The sequence below is a fragment of the Mycobacterium sp. genome (genome assembly GCF_049278535.1).
Taxonomy (GTDB): Bacteria; Actinomycetota; Actinomycetes; order Mycobacteriales; family Mycobacteriaceae; genus Mycobacterium.
Window position 1 is genome coordinate 1 of record NZ_JBAPMI010000144.1, and the last position, 5,387, is coordinate 5,387.

The window sequence follows — 5,387 nt, forward strand, 5'->3', positions numbered from 1 at the left end:
CTCGGTGGCCGTGCCGATCGCTGAGGGGTGCGAGCGGGCGGCCGGTCGCGGCGCGGTCTGTCCGGTGGCGGGCTCATGACGCGCGCGCAGACGTTTCCAGGCGGGCTCCCCTGGCCCAGTCGACCGCGTTCATCAGCTTCTTGCCCGGTGCCTGCACCTGGCCCAGCCGTATCGGGTGCGAGGCGGTGCCGACCCGTACGCTGCGCCGGTCAACGTGAATGTCGCCGGGCGACAGCGGCTTTGGCAGGTTCTGCCCGTCGGTGTCGATATACACCGGCCCGAGTTTGACCCGTAGGTCGCCGATCATCGTCCACGCTCCGGGGTTGGGAGTGACGGCGCGAATCCGCCGCTCGACGACTTCTGCCGGGAGGTCCCAACGCACCCGGGCGTTTTCGACGGTGATCTTCGGCGCAATGCTGACACCGTCCGTCGGCTGCGCCACGGGTGTCAATGCCCCGTCGGCAATGCCGTCCAGCGTGGTCGACAGCAGCGTAGCCCCCGAAATCGCCAGCCGGTCAAGCAGATCCCCCGCGGTGTCGATCGGGCGCACCGACTCGGTAACCACGCCGTACACCGGCCCGGAGTCCAAGCCGGATTCGATCTGGAACGTGGTCGCCCCGGTAACGGTGTCGCCGGCGGCGATCGCCGCCTGGACCGGGGCCGCCCCCCGCCAGGCGGGCAGCAACGAGAAGTGCAGGTTGACCCAGCCGCGCACCGGCACCGCAAGAAGGTCGTCGCGGAGCAAGGCACCGAAGGCCACCACCGGACAGCAGTCGGGCTGCAACTCCGAGAGCTCGGCGACGAATTCCGGAGAGTTGGGCCGGTCCGGGCGTAGTACCGGGATGCCCTGCTCAAGAGCCAGGCGAGCAACCGGCGACGGGTGTGGCGTGCCATGCCGGCCGGAGGCGGCGTCCGGCCGGGTGAGCACCGCGATCACGTCATGACGGGGCGAATCGATCAGACTGCGCAGCGCGGGCAACGCGGGTTCGGGGGTACCGGCAAAGACGAGACGCACCGGACCAGTGTAGGAAGGTGGTTCACTGCTCGTCGTCGGCCAGGCGCGGGATCAGGCCACCGGCCAGGACATCCTTGACTTGTCGCGACGAAAGGCGGTGCCGCACAGTAAAAGATGAATCCTTGGTCACGTTCTCGACCTGCAGAGTGTCCTTATCGGCCAGCGTGTCGCGCACGCCGGCGATGCGCAGCGAGTCATCCTGATCGATGCTGTCGTAGTCGTCGGGATCGTCGAACTCGACCGCCAAGACACCGAAGTTGGCCAGGTTCTGCCAATGAATTCGGGCGAATGACTTGGCGATGACCACCTGCAGGCCGAGGTGACGCGGGGCAATCGCGGCGTGCTCCCGCGAGGAACCCTGACCGTAATTTTCGCCGCCGACGATGATGTGACCGGTGTCTTCGGCCTCCTTGGCCCGCTCGGGATACGACTCGTCGATCTGGGTGAAGCTGAACATCGCGAGCTTGGGAATGTTCGATCGGAATGGCAGCGCCCGGGCGCCGGCCGGCGAGATCTCGTCGGTAGAGATGTTGTCGCCGACCTTCAGCAGCACCGGCGCCTCGATTTCGTCGGGCAGCGGTGAAAGCTCCGGCAGGCTGGAGACGTTGGGCCCCTTGACCGGCTCGATCTTTTGCGCCTCGTCGGCGTCCAGCGGCGGCACGAGCATCGCGGTGTTCACCGACGACTGCTGCGGCAGATCCAGCTTCGGATAGTCCACCTTGTTGTCGCGCGCCCAGTCGCGTGGATCGGTGATCACGCCCGTCAGTGCCGATGCCGCAGCCGTTTCGGGTGAACACAACCAAACAGAATCCTCTTTGGTGCCAGAGCGGCCGGGAAAGTTGCGGGGCATCGTGCGCAGTGAGTTGCGGCCGGTGGCGGGGGCCTGGCCCATGCCGATGCATCCCATGCATCCGGCTTGATGAATGCGGGCGCCGCCGATCACCAATTCGGTGGTTGCGCCCATCTTGGTGAGATCGGTCAAGATCTCTCGCGACGTCGGGTTGATGTCGAAGCTGACGTCCGGCGCCGTCTGCCGTCCTGCCACCATTGCGGCGGCGATCGCGAAATCGCGCAGACCTGGATTGGCACTCGATCCGATCACCGCTTGGGCGATTTCCTCGCCGACCACCTCGCGCACCGGCACCACGTTTCCCGGCGACGACGGCTTGGCGATCAGCGGCTCGATTTCGGATAGGTCAATCGATTCGTCGACGTCGTAGTCGGCGTCGTCGTCGGCAATCAGTTCAACCCAGTCGTCCTCACGGTCCTCGGCCCGCAGAAAGTCGCGGACCGTCTCATCGCTAGGGAAAACCGTTGTGGTAGCGCCAAGTTCGGCCCCCATGTTTGCGATGACGTGGCGGTCCATCGCGGTCAGGCTGTCCAGCCCCGGCCCGTAGTACTCGATGATCCGGTTCACCCCACCCTTGACGTCGTGGCGGCGCAACATTTCCAGAATCACGTCTTTGGCCGAACACCATTGCGGCAGTTCGCCTTCGAGCCGCACGCCCCAGACTTCTGGCATCCGGATGTGCAGCGGTCGACCGGTGATGGCCAGCGCGACCTCCAGCCCGCCAACGCCGATCGCCAGCATGCCCAGCGAACCCGCGGCCGGGGTGTGTGAATCCGAGCCGACCATCGTCTTGCCGGGAATTCCGAACCGCTGCATGTGCGTCGGATGCGAGACCCCGTTGCCGGGCTTGGAGAACCACAGCCCGAATCGCTGCGCGGCGGTGCGCAGATATTCGTGGTCCTCGGCGTTCTTCTCATCGGTCTGCAGCAGGTTGTGGTCGACGTATTGCACGCTCACTTCCGTGCGAGCACGATCGAGCCCGAGCGCCTCCAACTCCTGCATGACCAGCGTGCCCGTCGCGTCCTGGGTCAGCGTCTGGTCGATGTGCAGAGCGATTTCTTCGCCCGGCGTCATCTCGCCGGATTCCAAGTGGGACTCGATCAGCTGGCGAGCGACGTTGAGCGAAGACATAGCGAAGTTCCTAAGCGACGTGAAAATCAACCGTCACCAAGACATACCCCGATATGTCAGCGCCCATACGTCGGGCGCGCGGGACTAACCGACGTTGATCTTCGTCTTCTCGTCGATGGTCATCGTCGCCGGCAGCGCCTTGTCGATCTGGTCCGGCAGGCAGTCCGCGTTGAGCTCCAGCAGATAGATGTTGTCCTTGCCATTGATGACGACCACCTTGTCGGCGACCGCCTTGTCTTGGCCGTCTTGCGTCCAGGTGCCGCCCAACTGGAAGGCGGGGAAACCGCCCAGGTTGTCCTCACTGCCGTCGCCCATTTGCTTGAAACCGGGCAGGTTCTTGGTTGCGCCGGCGGCGAGTTCGATCAGTTTCTGCGGGTCTACATCGCCGTCGAGCTTGGACAGTGTCGCCACGATGCTGGGGGGGTATTTGGCAGCCTCCGGACCGTTGTCGACGATGGCCCAGTAGGCCGTAGCCGGGGTGTCGGGTCCAGCGTCGGCCCAGCCATCCGGGATCGGCAGGTCGACGGCAGGCGCGCCGGGGTCACCCTTGTGAACCGGTGTCGCGGTGATGTGGCTCTGGTCGAAATAGCTGGCGATCGTCGGGTTGGGCCCCTGCGCGGTGATGCGAGGCGCCACCTTCGACTGCGGCTTGGCAGCTGTGGTCGAAGTGGCCGCGCTTCCCGTGGCGGACGTCTTGCCCGGCGCATTGTGGCTGCTCGGCGACGACCCACATCCGGCTACGCCGATGGCCACCGCGACAATCGCGATCGTCGCACCGCCGCTTAATGCTGTCCGCTTCATTCAACTAGCTCCTGTCGATCGGGCTTCGCCACGGGACAAAATTACGGCGCTTTCCCGACCCAGCCTAGATCGCCCTGTTCAGCGGCCGCGATCGACGCGTTTTCGCCGATGTTTCCGGTTTGCGGCGACCGCATGCTGACTAGCATGAGCGAATTTGATCCACGCGCGGATACGCCCCTGGTGGACTGGAGCGAACTAGGCGTGATCAGGCCGCCGCCTCCGTGAGTTCGCGGCGGTCGAAGCCGTTGTGGGACACCCGCCATGACGCGAAGCCATCACCCGCGACATGCAGCGTGATGACGGGATCGCAGGCGCATTCCTCGATGTGATGTGGGTGCACATCGTCGATGGGGACGATATGGATTTCACGGGGCCCGATCCAGCCAGTCCACCAACGGCTGCCGGGACAGTCACACCCGATCTCCGTGCAGTGGACGGGATCGATGATCATGCCGACCGCTGCCTGGGCCAAGCGTCGATGAACTGGTCCATGACGGCATCCCATTGCATGGCCCGGATCTCGTCGTCGGCGGCGCGGGCTTGCCGCAGATGCTCGCGCACGAACATCAAGCAGCGCCCGATTCGGGCGGCATCCGTGATTGTTGTTGCCATAGCGAACCTCCCTCGACACGGGAAAGAACGACCGGTTGGCGTCGTCGGCGCTCGGCCAGCAATCGAATCGTCGCATGAAAACCCCGGACTTCGCTTGCCGACACACGATGCACAGCCGAGTCATCTAGCCGATGTGCAGTGGGTCGATCTGCACCCGGACCGGCTCGTGAGCCTGGCGGGCGCTGACCACAGCGACGCTGCGCCGCAGCTCCGCCGCCAAGGCCAAGCCCTGCTCGCGGCGCACCCGCACCAGCATCCGGACCACCACGGCATCGGCCGCGATTCCGGGTGGTCGGCGCGCGCCTACCGGCAACGGCACCGGGCCGAGCAGCTCGGCGCTGTCCGGCAGCCGGATTTCCCCGAGCAACGCCGTCACCGCCTCCCGAGGACCGTCGAGAGCGGCCATGTGCGCACTTGGCGGCAGGGCAACTTCGCTGCGAGCCGCCAACTCGGCCCCGGCATGGCCGACCGGATCCCAGCGAATCAGCGCCTGCACGGTCGGGACCGATGCCTCAGCGACGGCCACCACCACCCCGCCGGCGTCGTGGGACCGCACCAACGCCGCGGCGGCCATCCACCGACGCAGGGTGTCCTCGGCCGCACGCAGATCCTGACGCCCCAGCAGCGCCCAGCTGTCCAGCAACAGCGCCGCCCCGTAGCCGTCGGCTGCGTGCGGTTCGGCGCCGGGCGTGGCCACCACCAAAGCCGGGCGACCCTCGACCTCGGACACCATCGCTTCGCCGGCCGAGGTGATCACCGTCGTGCCGGGAAACGCACGGCCGAGTTCTTCGGCGGTCCGCCTCGCGCCGACGACGACGGCGCGCACCGCGTCCGACCCGCAGCGGGTGCAGCGCAGCGCGGCGTCGGCCCGGCCGCACCAACGGCATACCGGGGCTGTCCCGTCGCGGTCGTCCAACGAAAGCGGACCGGTGCACTGCCGGCAGCGGGCTATCGCCCGGCAGCGCGCGCAGGCAAGCG

At 66.5% G+C, this 5,387-nt stretch carries 5 protein-coding genes and 1 pseudogene; all 6 read right to left on the reverse strand.

Annotated elements, in window-relative coordinates:
* Positions 1-73: 73 nt before the first annotated feature.
* Positions 74-1,015: a methionyl-tRNA formyltransferase gene (gene fmt / locus WAO18_RS09215; protein WP_422205750.1), complete on the reverse strand. Its 942-nt coding sequence runs from the start codon at positions 1,013-1,015 to the stop codon at positions 74-76.
* Between the two features lie 22 nt (positions 1,016-1,037).
* Positions 1,038-2,996 carry an aconitate hydratase gene (locus WAO18_RS09220; protein ID WP_422205751.1) on the reverse strand — a complete coding sequence of 653 codons (1,959 nt, stop codon included), beginning with the start codon at positions 2,994-2,996 and terminating at the stop codon, positions 1,038-1,040.
* An 84-nt stretch (positions 2,997-3,080) separates the two neighbouring features.
* Positions 3,081-3,797, reverse strand: a complete 717-nt coding sequence (locus WAO18_RS09225) for an LpqN/LpqT family lipoprotein (protein WP_422205752.1) — start codon at positions 3,795-3,797, stop codon at positions 3,081-3,083.
* Positions 3,798-4,002: 205 nt separating this feature from the next.
* Positions 4,003-4,248, reverse strand: coding sequence for a hypothetical protein (locus tag WAO18_RS09230; RefSeq protein WP_422205753.1), 246 nt, complete (start codon positions 4,246-4,248; stop codon positions 4,003-4,005).
* On the reverse strand, positions 4,245-4,409 hold the full coding sequence (locus WAO18_RS09235; RefSeq protein WP_422205755.1) for a hypothetical protein: 165 nt from the start codon (positions 4,407-4,409) through the stop codon (positions 4,245-4,247). The genes WAO18_RS09230 and WAO18_RS09235 overlap by 4 nt, the downstream gene beginning before the upstream one ends.
* 124 nt (positions 4,410-4,533) lie before the next feature.
* A pseudogene (locus WAO18_RS09240) lies at positions 4,534-5,387 on the reverse strand (primosome assembly protein PriA); the annotation flags it as partial.

Coding starts and splice junctions, on each gene's coding strand:
- WAO18_RS09220 (WP_422205751.1), bottom strand. CDS start 2,996: ATGTCTTCGCTCAACGTCGCTCGCCAGCTGATCGAGTCCCACTTGGAA.
- WAO18_RS09225 (WP_422205752.1), bottom strand. CDS start 3,797: ATGAAGCGGACAGCATTAAGCGGCGGTGCGACGATCGCGATTGTCGCG.
- WAO18_RS09230 (WP_422205753.1), bottom strand. CDS start 4,248: ATGATCATCGATCCCGTCCACTGCACGGAGATCGGGTGTGACTGTCCC.
- WAO18_RS09235 (WP_422205755.1), bottom strand. CDS start 4,409: ATGGCAACAACAATCACGGATGCCGCCCGAATCGGGCGCTGCTTGATG.